This window comes from Streptomyces showdoensis (assembly GCF_039535475.1).
In the GTDB taxonomy this organism is placed as follows: Bacteria; Actinomycetota; Actinomycetes; order Streptomycetales; family Streptomycetaceae; genus Streptomyces; species Streptomyces showdoensis.
The window spans coordinates 127,496-144,193 of sequence record NZ_BAAAXG010000029.1; the positions used below are offsets into that span (position 1 = coordinate 127,496).

Here is a 16,698-nt window from a genome sequence, read left to right on the forward strand (position 1 = left end):
CGTCCTGGCCGGGGCTAATTCGATTGCTGCCGTTCGGCGCGGTCGGATAGGAAGCTCGCATGCTTCGAGGCAACAGAATCGCGCTCCGGGCCCGGTACGAGGAAGACATCCCGATCCTGCGGACCGGGCTCTACGACGACGTGGTGAACTCCTCGCGGGCCGAGGCCGGGCCGTGGCGACCGGTCTCGCCCGGCTCGAAGGATCCACGGCTCGTGGTCGACGACACGCAGGAGCGGCACGTCCCGTTCTCCGTGGTGGAGCTGGACGGCGGCGCGCTCGTCGGCAGCGCCTCGCTCTGGGGCATCGACAACCACAACCGGCTCGCGCACATCGGTCTCGGGCTCCTGCCGGCCAGCCGCGGCAAGGGTTACGGGACCGATGTGGTCGACGTGCTGTGCCAGTACGGCTTCGTCGTGCGCGGGCTGCGGCGGCTCCAGATCGAGACGCTGGAGGACAACGCCGCGATGCTCGGCGCCGCCGAGCGCAACGGCTTCGTCCGCGAGGGCGTGCTGCGCTCCTCGGCCTGGGTGATGGGCGAGTTCCTGGACGAGGTGCTGCTCGGTCTGCTCGACCACGAGTGGAAGGCGGGCCGGGCGGCGTAGCGCCGCGTGGCACGGGACCGGGTGGCCCGGGGACCGGGTGGCCCGGGGACCGGGTGGCACGACGCTGGACCGGATGACGCCGGGCCGGGTGACGCCGGGGCTGGTCGCGCCGGGCCGGGTGACGCCGGGGCTGGTCGCGGCGGGCCCGCCGTGCGGCGCACCCGTACCGCCGTCGGGCACGGCGCGCTTCCGCGTCGAGCTCAATCACCGAAGGACCCGTGTCGTCCCGCCCCCGACGCGAAGCGGGCGGCGCCCGAGAGGGTCTCGCCGGCGGACAGGGGCACCATGCCGTGACGCAGCTCCGCCGCCAGGGCCTCCCGCTCGGGCAGGCCGTGCTGCTCCCGTACCGACAGGCGGTCGTGGCGGAGGCAGAGCTGGGGGAACCCGGCGATCTCCCGGGCGAGTTCCTCCGCTGCGGCGCGCGCCCGGCCCGGGGGCACGAGGCGGTTGGCGAGCCCGATCTCGTACGCCTCGGAGGCCTGGACCGGCCGGCCGGTGAGGATCAGGTCCATGGCACGGCTCTCACCGATCAGCCGCGGCAGCCGGACCGTGCCGCCGTCGATCAGCGGAACGCCCCAACGGCGGCAGAAGACGCCCAGGACGGCGTCCTCCTCGACCACACGGAGGTCGCACCACAGGGCGAGTTCGAGCCCGCCGGCCACGGCGTGGCCGGCCACGGCCGCGATGACCGGCTTGGACAGCTCCATCCGGGTCGGGCCCATCGGGCCGTCGCCGTCGGGTCCCACCCTGTTGCCCCGTTCCGTACCGATGGCCTTCAGGTCGGCGCCGGCGCAGAACGTTCCGCCCTCCCCCCAGAGCACGGCCACCGCAGCCTCGTCGTCCCCTTCGAACGCCCGGAACGCGTCGGCGAGTTGGAGGGCCGTCGGTCCGTCCACGGCGTTGCGGGCGGCGGGGCGGGACAGCACGACGGTCGTCACGGGCCCGTTCCGCTCGACGCGGACGGCGGGGGCGGCGGGACCGGCAGGGTCGACGGAGCCGGCGTGAGCGGGGACGGCAGGACCGGCAGGACCGGCAGGGTCGACGGAGCCGGCGTGAGCGGTGGCGTCGGTGAGGCCCACGGGGCCGGTGTCCGGCTCCGGTGGCGTCGAGGGGGCGTCGGTCATGGCGGCATTCTCACGCGGCGGCCCTGCCTCGGCCACCGCCCTGGCCGGAACCCGCTCTCATCCGTCCCGGCTCAGCAGGAACTCCTCCGCCGCGCGGGCTCCGGCGGCGCTTCGGCTCTGGGTGGAGTGCCCGGCTCCCTCGATGACGACGAGTCGGGCCTTCGGGGTTCGCGCGGCCAGGTCCCTGGCCCACGCGACCGGCGTGGAGAGGTCCCGGTCTCCCGCGAGGAGCAGGACGGGCATGGTCAGGGTGCGGCCCGGGGCCGGGCGGTTGGGGCGTGAGACGGGCCAGGGGAGGCAGGTCTGCGGGATGCCCTGTTCGCCCGCCGTCCGGCGTTCGAACGGCCACACCGCCGCCGGGTCGATGCGCCGGACGGCCCGGTCGAGTGCCTTCCGCCGTCCTGCCACGGGGGTGGACGAATCGCCCCAGGGCCAGTGGGAGTCCGCGCAGAGCGTGGCGGCGTGCAGCCCGGAGCTGAAGTCCTCCGGGGGCTCGTCGGACGGGGCGGAGAAGCCGGCGACCAGCCCGTCGAGGCGCGCGGGGTCGCCGCCGGCCGAGGAGTGCAGGGCGTTCAGGATGCCGAAGTCGGGGTTGTCCAGCTTGGGGTCGATGATGCTGGCGATGACCAGCAGGTTGAAGACCCCGACCCCGTTGCCGTCCCGGCGCACGACCTGGGCGAGGTCCCGGGCCGGGTCGAAGCCGCACTTCTGCTCGCGGCAGGCGGCGCGCAGCACCTGCCCGGAGTGGCCGAACGCCGCCTCGTACAGCACACCGGCGCCCTCAGGCGGGACGACGGAGTCGAGCACGAGCCGGCGCACGCGCCCGGGGTGGGTGAGGGCGTACCGGGCGGCGGTGAACGTACCGTACGAGACGCCGTCGACGGTCCAGTCCGGCACGCCGAGGGCGCGGCGCAGGTCCTCCAGGTCGGCGACCGTGTCGGCGGTGGTGTAGAAGTTCCGCGTCCGGCCCAGGCCTTCGGCGCAGGAGGTGACGGCGGTGGGGGTGGGAACGACGGTGTCGCTGCTGCCGACCTCCTTCTGCAGGACGGGGCAGTCGATCGCCCCGCCGCCGGTCCCCCGCTGGTCGACCATCACGAGCCGGTACCCGGCCAGGGCGGCGGGCATCCGGGTCCGGATCTTCGCCACGAACGGGACGCCGGGCTGGCCCGGTCCTCCGGTCAGGAAGAGCAGCGTCCCGCGCGGGGCGTCGGCCTTCCCGTAGATCGCGGTCCGGAGGGTGAGGGTCGCCGGGGCCGGGACGGCGTGGTCTCCGTCGCGAGTTCGGCCTCCGTCGGGAGCTCGGCCCCCGTCGCGCGCTCCGTCGCGGTCCCGGCCTCGGTCTCGGTCTCGGTCTCGATCGAGCGGCACCTTCAGATCGGCGCAGGTCACGTCGGGTTGTCCGGGGCAGGGACGGTGACCGGTCAGCCTGGACGCGCCGGGTGGCGGACCGTCGGCGGGTCGGCCGGCGGATTGGCCCGCGGTCCGGCTCGCGGCGGGGCCCGAGCCCGGCGCGCCGCTCGCGCACGCCGTGGCCGTCAGTACGGCCGCCATGACCGTGGCCGCTCTGAAGAGGAAGGACATGGTCGCGCTCCCCTAGTCGAGGAATCGAACCGCTCGGACCCGGCCTGCTCGGCCGGCACGGCCATCGTGCCGGACTCGGGGCGGGATCCCGCCCGTCCGCGCCGACCTGTCCGGAAACGGGTACGACGCGGAGCAGGGCCGGGCGGCAGGCGGCGGCCCGGCAGCCGGACGATCAGGTGCTCAAGCGCTCAGGCACTCAGGCACTCAGGCACTCAGGGTGCTCAAGCGCTCAGGCACTCAGGCGCTCAGGGTGCTCAGGCGCTCAGCCGACCGCCGCCGTCCGTGGTGCGGCCCGGTCCAGCATGTCGAGGGTGGCGTCCGCCATGCCCGTGACCACCGGGTCGTGGGTGGCGACGACGGTGACGCAGCCGTACTGCCGGGTGGTGCGGGCGATGAGGGCGGTGAGGTCCTCGGCGCGCGTGCGGTCGACGGCGGCGGTCGGTTCGTCGACGAGGAGGAGTTCGGGCTGGAGGAGGAGGGCGCGGGCGAGGGCGATGCGCTGGCGCTCGCCGCCGGAGAGCTGGTCGGGACGGTGGGTGAGCCGGTGCGCGAGGCCCACTTCGGCGAGGAGGTCGCGGGCTCGGGGCCGCAGGGAGCGGGACGGTCGGCCCGTGAGGGAGGCCGCGGCGAGGAGTTGTTCCTCGGCGGTGAGTCCGGTGAGGAGGTTGCCGCTCTGGAACATGTAGCCGATGCGCTCGCGGCGGGTCCGTGCGCGTTCGCGGTCGGTGAGGGCGGCGAGGTCGGCGCCGTTCAGGAGGACCTGTCCGCTGTCCGGGCGCAGCAGGGCGCCGGCGACAGCGAGGAGGGTGGACTTGCCGGAGCCGGAGGGGCCGACGAGGGCGGTGAGGGCGCCCGGTTCGAAGGCCGCGGTGAAGGAACTCAAGGCGGTGGTACGGGAGTCGCCCTGGCCGAGGGTGACGGTGATGTCGTGGAGGTGGAGGCTCATCGGGCGGCTCCCAGCATGGTCATCGGGTCGACGGTGGTCACGCGGCGCAGGGTGAGGGCGGAACCCGCGAGGCCGACCAGGGCCACGGCGGCCATGGTCGTCGCGAGGGTGCTCGCGGGAAGGCTGAAGGGCACCTGTTCGCCGACGAGCAGGCCGACGCTGGAGGCCAGTACCGCTCCGGCCGCGGTGCCTGCGGCGACCACCACGGCGGCCTGGGCGAGGGTGTGACCGAGCAGGCGGCGCCGGGAGGCGCCCATGGCGCGCAGCAGGGCGAGTTCCGGGGTGCGCTGGACGGTCCAGACGGCGAAGAAGGCGCCGACGACGAGTGGGGCGATGAGGAAGAGGAAGGTCTGGATGGAGGTCATGGTCAGGCGCTCGCCCTCGTAGCCGGGGGCCGCGGCGAAGGCCGTCTCCAGGGGGACGGTGTTCGTGTCGTGGCGCCGGTCGGCCGCCGCGAGTGCCGTGGTGTCGGCGTCTTCGGGGAGGCGGAGTGCCATCGCGCTGTACTGGAGCGGGAGGTCGGCGGGGGCGGCCTTGGCTCCGGGGGTCGTGAAGCGGATGCGGCGCCAGGTGTCCGTCGTGACGTACGCGACGGGGACGTGGCCGTAGGAGGAGCGGCCCGTCGTGCCGACCACGGTCAGGCTGACGCCGAGGCGGTCGACGACGAGGGTGTCGCCGATCCGTACGCCTTCGTTGACGAGCTGGCGGGAGACGACGACGCCCAGGGGCCTGGACGCGTCCAGGGGTTTGCCTTCGTCGGCGCCGGGGTCGGTGAAGGCGCCGGGTTCGACGCCGAACGCGGCGAGGTCGACCTCGGTGCCGCGGTCGGTGGTGCCGCGGGTGAGGGAGACGCCGAGCGGGGTGGCCTCGGCGGCGGTCTCGTCCTCACGCCAGCCGGTGGCGCTCGGGGGGTCGATCAGTCCGCGCGCGAACTGGTCGGAGTCCGAGCCCGCCGCGAAGGCGATGTGGGTGGCCGGGAGTCTGCGCAGGGCCGAGACGGTGTCGTCGCCCAGACCGGTGGTGAAGCCGGAGACGATGCCGACGAGCGCGGCGACGAGGACGACGACGCTGCCCATCAGCAGGAAGCGGCCCCGGGCCGCTTTGAGTTCCAGCAGGGCCAGGAACACGGTGTTCCCTCCAGGAGTCCAGGGTGAGGATGGGGACAAGGCGTCCCCAAGATAGATGATGGCGACGCTGCGTCCCTAAGTGGGGGGTCGGTCGACCTCGGACGCCGCCTTCCCACGGACGCCGGAACTCGATTGATCCACTCACGCGGCGACGGTGCACGGGGACCGGCACCACCGCGGGCAATGGCGCCCGCGACTCCGGAAGGCAGCGCCCCCGATAGGCATCCGCCCCTCGACCGACCAGGACCGAGGCGTCTTCGTCGACACGCTCCATGCCGCGTGCGGGCGCTTCCCCGAAATCCCGGCCGAGGACGGTGGCGGCGTGTGACGGGCGACGTTGGACATGGACCGCTGCCCGCTCGCCCTGACGCCGGACGGGCGGCCCGCCGGAACCGCCGGTACGTACGCCTTCGAGCTCACCCTGCCCGGCGAGGCGCTCGCCCCGGTCGCCGGGGGGGGTGACCGCCGTCGGCGTCCCGCCGTCACACCGGCGCCGGGGCGTGCTCGGCGCGATGATGCGGCATCAGCTGACCGACCTGCGGGCCCGAGGCGCGTACCTCTCCGTGCCGCTGGCCTCCGAGGCCGGGATCTACGGCAGGTTCGGCTACGGGCGGGCGACCTGTACGCGACGGCTGACCGTGCCGCGCCACCGGGCGGCCTTCGCGACGCCCCGGGCGCGCTGCAAGTCCGGGACGCCGACGTCGGACCCGGACTCCGCCGGCTCGACCGACGTCCTCCGCCGTGCCGAGTGCCGCGAGATCCTGGAGGTGGTCTACGACCCCTACCGCCGCATCCAGCCCGGCGCGCTGTCCCGGCCGCCTCCCTGGTGGGCGCGGGGCGCGGGGCGCGGGGCAGCCGCCGACCTCCCGGACGCCGCGTGACGTAGCCGTGCACCGGGACGCCGGTGGCGTCCCCGACGGGTACGCGAGCTGCTCGCTCGGTGAACCTGGGCCGCCACCCTCACGGTCGACGAGACCATCGCCACCGATGACGCCGTCTTCACCGCCCTGACCCGGTTCCTGCTCGGCCACGACCTGGTCGACCAGGTCGTGTTCAGGCACCTCCCGCCCGAGCACCCGCTGCGCCGGCAGCTCGCGGACTTCCGCACGGGACAGCCGAGCGGCGAGACCGACTGGCTGCGGGTATGCCTCCTGATCCGACGGCTCCGTCCGCTGCCGGCGCTGGAGCCGGCTCCGCGGGCCGGTGGCGGAGACTGAACGGCCGCGGATCGCGGACGGCACGCCGATCCCGGTCCGCGACCGGGGGGTCGGTGCCTCGGCACCCCCCAAAACGCGTATCGAAAGTATTTTCTAGGATGTTGCCAGGCTGCCCGGATACGGTGCGCGCATGGTGAATTTCGTACTGGTTGCAGGTGCACGGCTCGGGGCGTGGGCATGGAGCGACGTGGTGCCGCATCTGCGTGCGGCCGGCCACGGCGTCCATCCGTTGACGCTGTCCGGCCTTGCTGACAAGCGGGGCGTACCGGCGGGGCAGGCGACTCACGTCGAGGACATCGTCGCCGAGGTCGAACGCCAGGGTCTGCGTGACGTGGTCCTGGTGGGGCACAGCTACTCAGGCATCCCGGTCGGTCAGGCCGCGCAGCGGATCGGTGACCGACTGGCCCGCGTGGTATTCGTCGACTCGAGCGTTCCCACCGACGGCGAGTCGTTCGCCTCCGCCTGGCCGGACGGTGGGGCGGCGGTCGAGGCCTCGATCGCAGAGAACGGAGGGTTCTGGCCGCTCGCGTCAGCCGCTCACTACGACGGCGAAGGTCTCACCGATGACCAGATCGCACGCCTCGTGCGCGACTCGACGCCTCACCCCGGTGCCACGCTGACCGAGCCCGCTGTACTGGCTGGGCCGCTCGGCGAACTTCCGGCGACGTACATCCTGTGCGTGATGCCGGGAACCGAGCCGGAGGACGCCGAGCCCGACGACGATGTGGCCGAACTGCTGAGCAGCGAGTGCTGGCGGCTGGTCACGATGGACACCGGCCATTGGCCGATGTTCTCCCAGCCGCGCGAGCTGGCGCAGATTCTCCTCGACGCTGCAGTGGACTAAGAGCACCTCCATGGCTGCGGGCTGGCCTTGGACGCGCTTGCGTGCTGGTCACAGCCACCCGCCGATGGCCGCTATGAGGACGGTCGCCTCATAGCGGACCGCTGGGCCATGAGCCTCATCCAGAGACCCGGGTCATTGAGCCTTTCCCACCTGCCGACGAGCTGGTCGGGTTGAGGTACCCCGGCGGTGCTGAAGGACCAAGCTCCTGGCAGGGCAATGACAAAGCATGCACTGGCCCGTCACAGGTCCCGGAGCACGGGTGTCCTGAGCAGGTCCTCCAACCCAGCCCACTCGAAGAGACAGACGGCCAGTACGGCGTGATCCGAGGGGTTCGGCAGCTCCCACTGATTGCTGAACGAGCGGAATCCGATCTCCTCCCCCTGCTCGACAAGACGGAGGCTGAACGCGCGCGGCACGATCCGGACATCGATCGTGGGCCCTTCGTACGTGACCGATCGGCGAGAGCGCCGTATCGCGGACGTGCCGGTGAAACGGAACGGTTCCCCGTCCACCTCGCCCTCGCAACCCTGCCGGATCCGCCCCCGCATCGGCAGCGGCTCTGGTACGAGCCGGTAGACCTTGAGTGCGGTTTCTCCGTCCCGCAGGGACACCGTCCAGCTCTCCACCGCATAGGCGTGGTCCTCCGGATGGGTCCGTGGGCCGCGTTCCCGGATCAGGGTCACCTCACCGCGAGGAGTGGTGCACCTCGCATAGACATCGGCACCGATCGCCGGGTTCCTCCACTCCACGAACGGCATTTCTCGACTCACGCGAAAGTCGCCCATCTAGCCCCCCCAGCAGCTCACTTCTTGATTCCGGCTACGCCAGTAGAACTGGCATCACAGCAGAGCACCGTACGCGCTTACGGGTACGCGAAGGAATCCGAACGGCCACGGTGCCTGGCTATCGGCTGTGCGTGTCTCGAGGGCGCGGGGCTGGTGACGGCGCCCGGTCAAGCATGACGGGGAACAGCGAGCCCCTTCCCAAGCTGGGCTGGCTGTTGGCCAGTTGGCCTGACAACGCAGTGAAGCCCCTGGTAGATGGGCTTTCGACCAAGAGAACCGTTTCCACCAGAGGCTTCGCACGCTTGTCTACCCGTCTGGGACCGACGTGCCCAGCTCGGCCCTGCGCTTCTTGTCCGCCCGACTGCGGGCCCATCGTCGGCAACACGGCACCCGCTGGCGCCGGCTGACTGCGGGCCGCCAGGCCCTATTGGCCCTGGCTCACCTGCGGTGCGGCCATACCTACGGCCAGCTCGCCGCCGGCAGGGTATCGGCACCACCACCGCCTACCGGTACGTCACCGAGGCCGTCGAGCTCCTGGCCGAGCTCGCCCCGGACCTGACCACCGCGATGAAGACCGCGACCCAAAAGGCGTTCGTGATCCTGGACGGCACCCTGCTGCCGATCGACCGAATCGCCGCCGACCGGCCCTGCTACTCCGGAAAACACAAGAGGCACGGCATGAACGTGCAGGTCCTTGCCGATCCACACGGCCGACTGCTGAGGCCGTCAATCGCTCCCACGCACGCATCCGGGTCCTGGGCGAGCTGCATGGCCACCCTGAAGACCTGGCGCTTCCTGCGGAAGCTGCGATGCAGCACCATCCGCATCACCAACATCGTCCGAGCCGCCCTCACCCCGCATCAGACCTGCTCAAAGTGAGGTTGGAACAGACTCGTTGCCGACCCTCCGGGCGCGCATCTGCCCACCTCCGCGCGGACCTGCCCGCAGCCGTCCCGCCGCGCGAAGTCAAGAACCAAGCTGCGGAGGAACGTCCGATCGCACGAGGCGGACTCCCGCGGCTGGGATGCGGCCGGGCAGGTAGACGAGTCCGCTGCCGTTGTCGAGGAGCGACCCCTCATCGACGCCGTCCACGGACCAGATATCAACCGGCCCACCGGTGTTGTTGATCTGAAGGAAGAACCCGACTTCCTCCTCGCCTCGACAGACGAAGATCCCCTCCACCTCAGGGCGGCGGCTGCCGGCGATTCCCCGTGCGGCGCCCATCCGGGTCCAATCCAGGCCATGCTGTGCAATCGACTGCCGATTGAGCACGGACGAAACGTGGAAGAGGTTCGAGGTATCAGGCACGCCAGGAGTATAGGAGGCAGCAACGCTGCCCCCTCAGGTCGAGGCCCTGCACCGCCGCGGGATCCGCCGCACCATACCGGACAAGGCCGACCGGGCGCCGCTCCGCCTTTGCGAAGCACCACGCGGGTCCTCTCCAAGGTTCCCCAACTCCCGGCCACTTCTAGCGCCGCAGCGTCGCGGAACCTTGTTCCCTCGTCGTACGGACCTGACTCGGCAAACGGGGAAGCCCGGGACTAGATTCCTTGGCATGTCTTCGCATCTCAGTCATGGCGCTTCGGGAGCCCTGCGGCGCTTCGCCGGATGGATTGCCCGAGGGTCGGTAGGCCATCCGATGCTGGAAGGGATCGATTACTGGGAAGAGCTACGCGAGTCGCCCTCCCAGATGGAGATCTGCGTCGCAATCTTCGCCAACGTCCTCGAACTGGACGAGCAGGGTGAGCCGGTCAATGAGAAGTACGCGGAGCGCCGGGCTGCCACCTATCTCTACACATACTGCACCGGGAAGTTGCCCCCGGAGAGCCGGCCATCGAGTCCTGGGAGTGTAGGCTTTATTGACCGTCGCCGCGCAGCGCCATTCGAGTACGGCCGGCGCCACCCGCGATCCCGCTCCCAGGACTGGTCTATCCGGTGAGGGCCAGGTCGTGCAGGCGCGCGATCCGTGCATCGCGTGTGGCACTCCATCGCCTCACAGACGGCAGTCGCGCAGGACCTTCCAGGTCTTCATCCGGGCGAAGGTGTGCACACCGCGGGCACGAACCTGCTTATGGGACCTGTTGTGTGCCTGTTTCCAATAACTGATCGTTTCAGAATGGCGACATGTGACCCTGCTCATTGGCCTCGGATCGGGCTGCACTCACGCTTACCGGGATCGCGTCGAGTCCTTGCGGAGGAGCTCATCTGCAGTGCAGGACTGGTCAAGATCCAGGACAAGGCAGATGCTGAAGCCTTGGTCATCACGCTGGACCTGGCCTTGGAGGTCGCACCAGCTGGCCGGACTGTCAGCGTTCACCGACACGACGAACGACTCTCCTTCGGTCGCCGAGTCCGAGGCTACGAAGCTCGACGGCGGGCCGTCCTGTGCCCAGAACCGCCACGTACCAGCTATTTCCGTAGGGCACTCGTAGTCGGGGACGGCATGCTTAGTCCCACTTGCCGAGAAGTTATGTCCAGCTGACACATGCACTTTGGCGCCGTTGGCATTACTCCAGTCCCCGACGAGCTCCGCCTGCTGGATCACGGCAGCGTCGCCGCCGGCTCCAGCGCATGCTGTGCACGCAAGAAGTAGAAAGCCGAGGACCGTGGCCAACTGTCCGAAGGGCCTGATGAGAGGGCGACGCATCCAGCCATCTGGCATCAGCGTGGACCGGCTGCCTCGGCCCTCTTGGTCTGGGGCCAGATTCCTGCTTGCCGAGTCCATGCCACCCTGCCCGTTCGAGACTGCTCGCTACTTGCGCCCGGTAGCCGCTTCTGCAGGAAGAGCCGAGCACGGCCGGAGCCAGCCTTCCACACGTTTTGAATATGTTCAATTAGTGATTACCGCTGAACCCGCTCAGATCTGCAGTCGAAGTTTCCGCAGGCAGATGATGCTCCAAGCAAGCTCGAGCAGGCCGTGGTAAAGGTCAGCTCGACGCTCGTAGCGGATGCGGAGCCGTTTGAACTGGTGCAGCCAGGCGAAGGTGCGCTCGACCACCCAGCGGACCTTGCCCAGTCCGGAGCCGTGGGCGACGCCGCGCCGAGCGATCAGCGGTTTGATGTCTCGCTTCCACAGCAGGCGGCGGTACTTGTCGAAGTCGTAGCCTCGGTCGGCGTACAGCCGCCGGGGTTTGCGGCGGGGGCGTCCTCGCAGGCCACGGATCGGCGGGACGGCGTCGAGCAGTGGCAGGAGCTGGGTGACGTCGTGCCGGTTGCCGCCGGTGAGGGTGACGGCGAGCGGGGTTCCGTGCCGGTCGACGATCACGTGGTGCTTGGAGCCGGGGCGGGCGCGGTCGACGGGCGAGGGGCCGACACGATCCCCCCTTTGAGGGCCCGGACGTGCGACCCGTCCACCGCGCAGTCGTCCAGGTCCAGCAAGTCGGCGCGGCGCAGCTCGGTCAGCAGGGCAGCGTGCAGGCGTGGCCAGACGCCGGCCTCGGTCCAGTCCCGTAGTCGGCGCCAGGCCGTCACCCCGGAGCAGCCCACGGTCTCCGCAGGAACGTCGCGCCAGGCGACGCCGGTCCGCAGCACGTACAGGACGCCAGCAAGTGCCGCCCGGTCTGGAACGCGAAGCCGGCCGGGATACCGGCGGCGCCGTTCCGGAGCGGGCGGCAGCAGCGGGGCCACCCGCTCCCACAGGTCGTCAGGAACAAGATCAGCACGCACCCCGAACACCCTGCCGACCAAGATCGTCAAACGCAAGACCACGGCTCGACTCATTCTGAAACGGCCAGTAAGGCAGATCCTCTCCTTGGCGGCGGCGGTGCGGCATGACGAGCCCGGTACCCGGGTAGCCGCCATCGGCGATGCTCATCGTGTTGCCGACAGCGCCTTCGCTCCAGACTCCGCCCAGGCCCGGCAGTGGTTGCGATCACCCAGTCCGCGGCCGACTTCGACACCCCGCATAGCGGAACCAGTTGCCGCGTCGTCACATTCGTCCGCCATTACGCGGCGACCAGCAGCACCCGGTCCTCCGACGGCAGCTTCCATGGCCGGCCCCGGCCCGGAAGTCGACAACCTCGCGACGCAGCGCGGTCACCAACTCACCGAAGACGCGAGGGCTCAGGCCGGTGAACGGGGCAATCCAGGACGGCTCGGACTCCGTGATCACGCCTGACACGGCCGAGATCATCGCAAAGCGAGATCACTTACGGGACAGCCCTAGCCGGCGATCTGGGATGATGCAGGTGTGGGATTCGAATCGATAGCCGCGATCGACTGGAGCTCGTTTCCCAGGCCCTGGCGTCCGCACCCGCCACGTGACGTTGCGGCACAGTTGCAAGCGCTGGCCGAGGCGGCCACCTTGAACCAGGCGGCCGGCGCGATGACGGCGCTGCTCGACAGTGCCCTCATCGATGATCTTGAAAGAGAAGTGCAGCCTGCCGCAGTCGCTGCTGCGCCGGTCCTCCTCGACATCATCGAGCGCGGGCATCCTCGGGCCCGCTCCGCGGCCATCGACCTTCTTTGGGAAATCCTCGGCCTACCGCCGGCGTCCGAATTCAGCCGGGTCGACGCCACGCAGACCGCTGGCTTTCGCCTGTGCTGCGCCATTGCCGATCACATCCGGGACCGACAGAGCATGCTGCGGGGGCACGGTCCATCAGGCCAGGAACTGTTGAGGGCTACTGACAGGCACTGGTGGTTCACGGTGGAGGAGGTGGTCGCGGCCGACGGCAAGGACGTCACGGTGTTCGGCACCCTCACAGGGCGACTTCCCAAGCGGTCGTGTGAGGCAGAGCTGCACAGCGGTCGCACCATCGTCGCGGTGCCTGCTGCCGAGGCGGAGTACGGCGGTGCAGATGAGGATGGCGCGGCATTCCTACGACTTTCGGGAACAGCCAGGTCCGCAGTAGCCCCCGGCGCTGTGCTCCGTCCGACCGATTGTGCTGCGAACCAGGGCTGAGCTGGCTCTTTGACATCCGATCTCGAACGGTGCGTCACACTTGCTCACTCGGTTCGGTAATCGCCGTACGTGGAAGCGGCCTTCGTCCGAACATGCGGCCCGACCGAGCAACACCGACATCCAGCGCAAAGGCCGTGAGGTCGTTGGCGTGGTGATCCCAGTCATCACGCCCGCGATCGGAGGGGCCCTGTTGATTCCGCACCCTGCCACGCTCGACGTCCCGCATGAGCTCGTCGAACATGGTGCCTGGCTGGCCACTGCCTGGCGTACGTGGACGAAACCCCGGACGTCCTGGTCTCCTGGGCGCCCGGCCTCCGCGAAGCCTACCGGCCTCGGTGAGGGCGACCACGTCGTCGTTGACGGCACTCTCTCTGATCCCCACCGACCGAATCCACGCCGATGAGCCCTCGTACTCGCTAAAGCACCGCAAGCATGGCATGAACGTGCAGGTCGCCACCCGTCCTGAGGGCACACCGCTGTGGTTCCCCCGCGCGACACCCGGTCGCGCCCACGGCCTCACCGCGGCCCGCGCCCATGGCATCGTCCAGGCCTGCCTGACCCGACAGATTCTCGTCCTCGCGGATCGCGCCTACCAGGGCGTCGGCGCCCCTTTCCGCACCCCGTACTAACGTCACCTCACATCGAGACGCACGAGCGCGCCGATCTCCACGAGCTGGTCCGGCAGCGCCAAGTCGGAAACGCCCATGACCGTGCTGGCGGGCCGGTGCTCTCCGAAGTACTCCGCGTGGAGGCGTGCTGTCGTGTCGAAGTTCTCACGCAGGTTCCTCACCAGAACCGTGGTCTCCACTATCTGGCCACGCTCGGCCCCGAACTGCCTCAGCACCAGGTCCAGGTTCTCCAGCGTGGTGCGGACCTGCAGTTCGAAGTCACCGGCGCCCACGAAGTCGCCGTGACGGTCATGAGACAGCTGCCCCGACACATAGACCGTTTCACCGACCTGGGTGGCCTGGCTGTAGCCGTACAACGACTCCCACGGCATGCCGAACCCGAACGTCTTCACCTGAGAACCCATGGTTCACTCCCTCGATGCGGTGCGCGGGGCCGACCGTCACAGGCAGGCCCCCTTGCATGCTGAAGCTACGGGTTCGTACGCACGATGCTTGTCCGGTAGCGCCACTCCCGTGTCCTCTGCGCGCACGAAATTGGCTGCCGTGGGCTCTTCCGGGCGCCGATGTGATGAACGGACCACGACGCCGACGATGAGGGCCCCTGCCTCCACGCCACACCCGTCGGCCAGCCCGTTTCACCGTTCAGCAGGGGATGAAAGAGGCTCACGGATGCGGTTCTGTGTGGTGGCGGGCCGGTGAGGTCGTCGGCCGAGCTGTCGCTGTGGGCGAATACCGCCGCGGGCACGGGCTATGCCCTCCGGGACGTAGCTGTCGGCGAGCGCTCGCGCCGCCGCGTCGGCCGCGGCTCGCGCCCCTCCACCGCCACGGTCCCCGCCAGGTGCCCCCGGTGGAAGTCGTGACGCCGATACTCTCCCGGGATGCCGCTCCACCAGTACGTCTACTTCGCTCTGAGCAGCCGACGCATCACACCGCAGGAGATCACCGAAGCACTGGGCATCGCGCCCGACGAGACACGGGTCCACAACCCCCGTCGGCTCCCCGCCGACCCGGCCCAACCGTTCAGGCAAAGCTGGAAAGTCGTGTGCAGGGAACCCGGCCTGCGAGTGGACGAACAGATCGCGCACGTTCTGGACCGCCTCCGGCCGCAGACGGCGCGCATCGCCGAACTCATGAAGCGGTTCAACGCAGGAGACGACGACCCGGATCAGGGCCTCGAGGCCAGGCTAGAGGTCGTCCGCTACTTCAACGACACCGAACAGCAGGGCGAGGCCGTGCTGCCGGACGATCAGGACGAGCCCAACCTCTTCGGCTGGTGGCTGGACCGTGAGGCGATCGCCTTCCTTGCCGCCACCGGCGCATATCTGGACGTCGACGAGTACGATCTGACCCCTGACACACAGTCGGAGTGAATTCCCTACGTCCCTCCGGAAATGAAGTTCAGGATGCACATCCTGGAAGACCCGTCCCCGCTCTCGGCCCGCGCGCAGGATCTCCTGCGCCGCACCGGCCGGCGGGAGTGTCCCGCCCGCATCGGGATACCGATCGAATTCTGGAAAGTGCGCGACCGGGCCGGGGAGTCGGTTCCTGCACCCATGGAGCTCATCATCCGGCTCGAGGGGTTCGAGCAGAGGTTCGGAGGCCTGCGCTACGAGGTGCGTCACAGCTGGGTCGTGGGCGGGGAGCGGTACGAGACCGCACGCGGGTGGGAGTACGACCACCTCGGCGTGAACACGCAGGCCTGGCAGGACCCCCGGCGAGGGGGCTGGTACTTCGTGTGGACCGGTGAGCGCGTGTCGAAGCCGTGCCGGGACCTGGTCCACACCGACGGCAGCGTGGGCACCGACGTCGACGGCGGCAGCCCCTACCTCCCCGTGGCCCCGTCCATCCCGCACCTGATCGAATCGCACGCCCTCACCGACGCCGTCGCGACGTGGCGGCCGTGGCCCATGGGCAACCTCACGGCCTCGGCCGTCGCGCTGCTCGACGGCCTGCGCGAAGTGCCCGAAGCCTCGTGGCATTCCTCGCGGTGGCGGCTCTCGGACGCCGTCGCCGTCATGGACTGCGGCGGCTGGGATCGCGTGAAGCCGCGCCGCCTGACGCGCGTGTGGTCTCGCGACGACGCCGGGTACCGCCAGGTGCGGGCCGCCCTTACCGCCGCCGCCCGGAAGCCGACCTGACGTGTCCCGCGGGCTTTACGAGGGACCCGCCGCCTCCGGCGCCTCCACCACGAAGAACAGGAAGCACGGCCTGCTCGCCAGGTCGTCGAAGGCGTCGGGGAACAGGGCGCGCGCGGCCGGGTCGGGCCGGGGCTCGCTGATGGCGGTCACCCGGAAGCCGGCGGCGGTGAACGCGTCGGTCATCGCGTGCAGCGGCTTGCGCCAGAGGCTGATCGGGGTGGACCGGCCGCCCAGCATCCAGTCGAAGGTGTAGCGGGTGGTCGCGAAGTAGTCGGGCCGCGGCTCCTGGAACGTGTAGGCCACGAAGGGGTGCTCCACCGACGCGATCAGCCGGCCGCCTGGCCGGAGCACGCGGCGGAACTCGGCGAGCGTCGGCCCCCAGTCCGCCAGGTAGTGCAGCACGAGCGACGCGACCACGTCGTCGAACGCGCCGTCCGCGAACGGCAGCGGGTCGCGCAGGTCGGCCACGTGCAGGGGCACGGCGTCGCCGAGCCGCCGCCTGGCCAACGCGAGCATCCCGGCACTGGCGTCCATACCGGTCACGAGCGCGCCCCGGTCGCGCAACGCGGCGGTCAAGGGGCCCGCGCCGCAGCCGGCGTCCAGTATCCGGCGGCCTCCCACGTCTCCGGCCAGAGCCGTCATCGCGGGCCGCTCGTAGTACGCGTTCACGAGGCTGTGCTCGGCCTCGGCCGCGTACGCCTCGGCGAAGCTGTCGTAGTCGTTCGCCCGGATTCGGTCCCCGGACCCGGTGAGGCTCTCGGAGACGTCTGGTGTGCGTTCCATCGGCGGAGCGTAGTGGTCA

15 protein-coding genes and 5 pseudogenes are annotated in these 16,698 nt (G+C 70.3%); 9 read left to right on the forward strand and 11 right to left on the reverse strand.

Features of this window, described 5'->3' with window-relative positions; translation table 11 throughout:
• Positions 1 to 59: 59 nt before the first annotated feature.
• Positions 60 to 602, forward strand: a complete 543-nt coding sequence (locus tag ABD981_RS38475; protein ID WP_046907789.1) for a GNAT family N-acetyltransferase — start codon at positions 60 to 62, stop codon at positions 600 to 602.
• 200 nt (positions 603 to 802) lie between these two features.
• On the opposite strand, the gene ABD981_RS38480 is transcribed toward ABD981_RS38475, so the two are convergent.
• The 4 genes from ABD981_RS38480 to ABD981_RS38495 form a co-directional block, all read right to left on the reverse strand.
• Positions 803 to 1,726, reverse strand: a complete 924-nt coding sequence (locus ABD981_RS38480) for a crotonase/enoyl-CoA hydratase family protein (RefSeq protein ID WP_240495216.1) — start codon at positions 1,724 to 1,726, stop codon at positions 803 to 805.
• 57 nt (positions 1,727 to 1,783) lie between these two features.
• Positions 1,784 to 3,307: an alpha/beta fold hydrolase gene (locus tag ABD981_RS38485; protein ID WP_123954471.1), complete on the reverse strand. Its 1,524-nt coding sequence runs from the start codon at positions 3,305 to 3,307 to the stop codon at positions 1,784 to 1,786.
• A 262-nt stretch (positions 3,308 to 3,569) separates the two neighbouring features.
• Complete coding sequence (locus ABD981_RS38490; protein WP_046907790.1) at positions 3,570 to 4,253, reverse strand: ABC transporter ATP-binding protein; 684 nt, start codon at positions 4,251 to 4,253, stop codon at positions 3,570 to 3,572.
• On the reverse strand, positions 4,250 to 5,380 hold the full coding sequence (locus ABD981_RS38495) for an FtsX-like permease family protein (RefSeq protein ID WP_046907791.1): 1,131 nt from the start codon (positions 5,378 to 5,380) through the stop codon (positions 4,250 to 4,252). Before ABD981_RS38495 ends, ABD981_RS38490 begins: the two co-directional genes overlap by 4 nt.
• A 217-nt stretch (positions 5,381 to 5,597) precedes the next feature.
• On the opposite strand from ABD981_RS38495, the pseudogene ABD981_RS38500 reads away from it, so the two are divergent.
• Together ABD981_RS38500 and ABD981_RS38505 are read left to right on the forward strand one after the other, a co-directional pair.
• Positions 5,598 to 6,534 (forward strand): annotated as a pseudogene (locus ABD981_RS38500) (GNAT family N-acetyltransferase); the annotation flags it as partial.
• Positions 6,535 to 6,727: 193 nt separating this feature from the next.
• A complete protein-coding gene (locus ABD981_RS38505; protein WP_046907792.1) occupies positions 6,728 to 7,441 on the forward strand; it encodes an alpha/beta fold hydrolase in 714 nt (237 codons plus the stop codon).
• A gap of 239 nt (positions 7,442 to 7,680) precedes the next feature.
• On the opposite strand, the gene ABD981_RS38510 is transcribed toward ABD981_RS38505, so the two are convergent.
• On the reverse strand, positions 7,681 to 8,199 hold the full coding sequence (locus ABD981_RS38510; protein ID WP_131723862.1) for a hypothetical protein: 519 nt from the start codon (positions 8,197 to 8,199) through the stop codon (positions 7,681 to 7,683).
• A 352-nt stretch (positions 8,200 to 8,551) separates the two neighbouring features.
• On the opposite strand from ABD981_RS38510, the pseudogene ABD981_RS38515 reads away from it, so the two are divergent.
• A pseudogene (locus ABD981_RS38515) lies at positions 8,552 to 9,105 on the forward strand (transposase family protein).
• An 87-nt stretch (positions 9,106 to 9,192) separates the two neighbouring features.
• Here ABD981_RS38515 and ABD981_RS38520 read toward each other — a convergent pair.
• Positions 9,193 to 9,534, reverse strand: coding sequence for a hypothetical protein (locus tag ABD981_RS38520; protein WP_046907794.1), 342 nt, complete (start codon positions 9,532 to 9,534; stop codon positions 9,193 to 9,195).
• A gap of 247 nt (positions 9,535 to 9,781) precedes the next feature.
• Here ABD981_RS38520 and ABD981_RS38525 point away from each other — a divergent pair, with 247 nt between their 5' ends.
• The gene (locus ABD981_RS38525) at positions 9,782 to 10,165 is read left to right on the forward strand and encodes a DUF7677 family protein (protein ID WP_205628161.1); all 384 of its coding nucleotides are present in this window, start codon (positions 9,782 to 9,784) and stop codon (positions 10,163 to 10,165) included.
• Here the strand turns inward: ABD981_RS38525 and ABD981_RS38530 are convergent.
• From ABD981_RS38530 to ABD981_RS38540, 3 genes and pseudogenes are all read right to left on the reverse strand, one after another.
• Positions 10,155 to 10,324 (reverse strand): annotated as a pseudogene (locus ABD981_RS38530) (IS5/IS1182 family transposase); the annotation flags it as partial. The gene ABD981_RS38525 and the pseudogene ABD981_RS38530 overlap by 11 nt on opposite strands.
• Positions 10,325 to 11,083: 759 nt before the next feature.
• A protein-coding gene (locus tag ABD981_RS38535; protein ID WP_123954483.1) for an IS5 family transposase occupies positions 11,084 to 11,892 on the reverse strand; the annotation gives its coding sequence in 2 pieces (ribosomal slippage) (positions 11,084 to 11,553 and positions 11,553 to 11,892; 810 coding nt in all).
• 43 nt (positions 11,893 to 11,935) lie between these two features.
• Positions 11,936 to 12,346: pseudogene (locus ABD981_RS38540) on the reverse strand (helix-turn-helix domain-containing protein); the annotation flags it as partial.
• A gap of 69 nt (positions 12,347 to 12,415) precedes the next feature.
• Between ABD981_RS38540 and ABD981_RS38545 the strand changes: the two are divergent.
• Positions 12,416 to 13,129 carry a hypothetical protein gene (locus ABD981_RS38545; protein WP_131723863.1) on the forward strand — a complete coding sequence of 238 codons (714 nt, stop codon included), beginning with the start codon at positions 12,416 to 12,418 and terminating at the stop codon, positions 13,127 to 13,129.
• 148 nt (positions 13,130 to 13,277) lie between these two features.
• Positions 13,278 to 13,755 (forward strand): annotated as a pseudogene (locus tag ABD981_RS38550) (transposase family protein); the annotation flags it as partial.
• Between the two features lie 5 nt (positions 13,756 to 13,760).
• Here the strand turns inward: ABD981_RS38550 and ABD981_RS38555 are convergent.
• Complete coding sequence (locus tag ABD981_RS38555; RefSeq protein ID WP_046907795.1) at positions 13,761 to 14,162, reverse strand: RidA family protein; 402 nt, start codon at positions 14,160 to 14,162, stop codon at positions 13,761 to 13,763.
• A gap of 474 nt (positions 14,163 to 14,636) precedes the next feature.
• Here ABD981_RS38555 and ABD981_RS38560 point away from each other — a divergent pair, with 474 nt between their 5' ends.
• Together ABD981_RS38560 and ABD981_RS38565 are read left to right on the forward strand one after the other, a co-directional pair.
• On the forward strand, positions 14,637 to 15,128 hold the full coding sequence (locus ABD981_RS38560; protein WP_046907796.1) for a DUF4279 domain-containing protein: 492 nt from the start codon (positions 14,637 to 14,639) through the stop codon (positions 15,126 to 15,128).
• A 183-nt stretch (positions 15,129 to 15,311) separates the two neighbouring features.
• Positions 15,312 to 15,896 carry a hypothetical protein gene (locus ABD981_RS38565; protein ID WP_131723864.1) on the forward strand — a complete coding sequence of 195 codons (585 nt, stop codon included), beginning with the start codon at positions 15,312 to 15,314 and terminating at the stop codon, positions 15,894 to 15,896.
• A 15-nt stretch (positions 15,897 to 15,911) separates the two neighbouring features.
• On the opposite strand, the gene ABD981_RS38570 is transcribed toward ABD981_RS38565, so the two are convergent.
• Positions 15,912 to 16,679, reverse strand: coding sequence for a class I SAM-dependent methyltransferase (locus tag ABD981_RS38570; protein WP_046907798.1), 768 nt, complete (start codon positions 16,677 to 16,679; stop codon positions 15,912 to 15,914).
• Between the last annotated feature and the right edge of the window lie 19 nt (positions 16,680 to 16,698).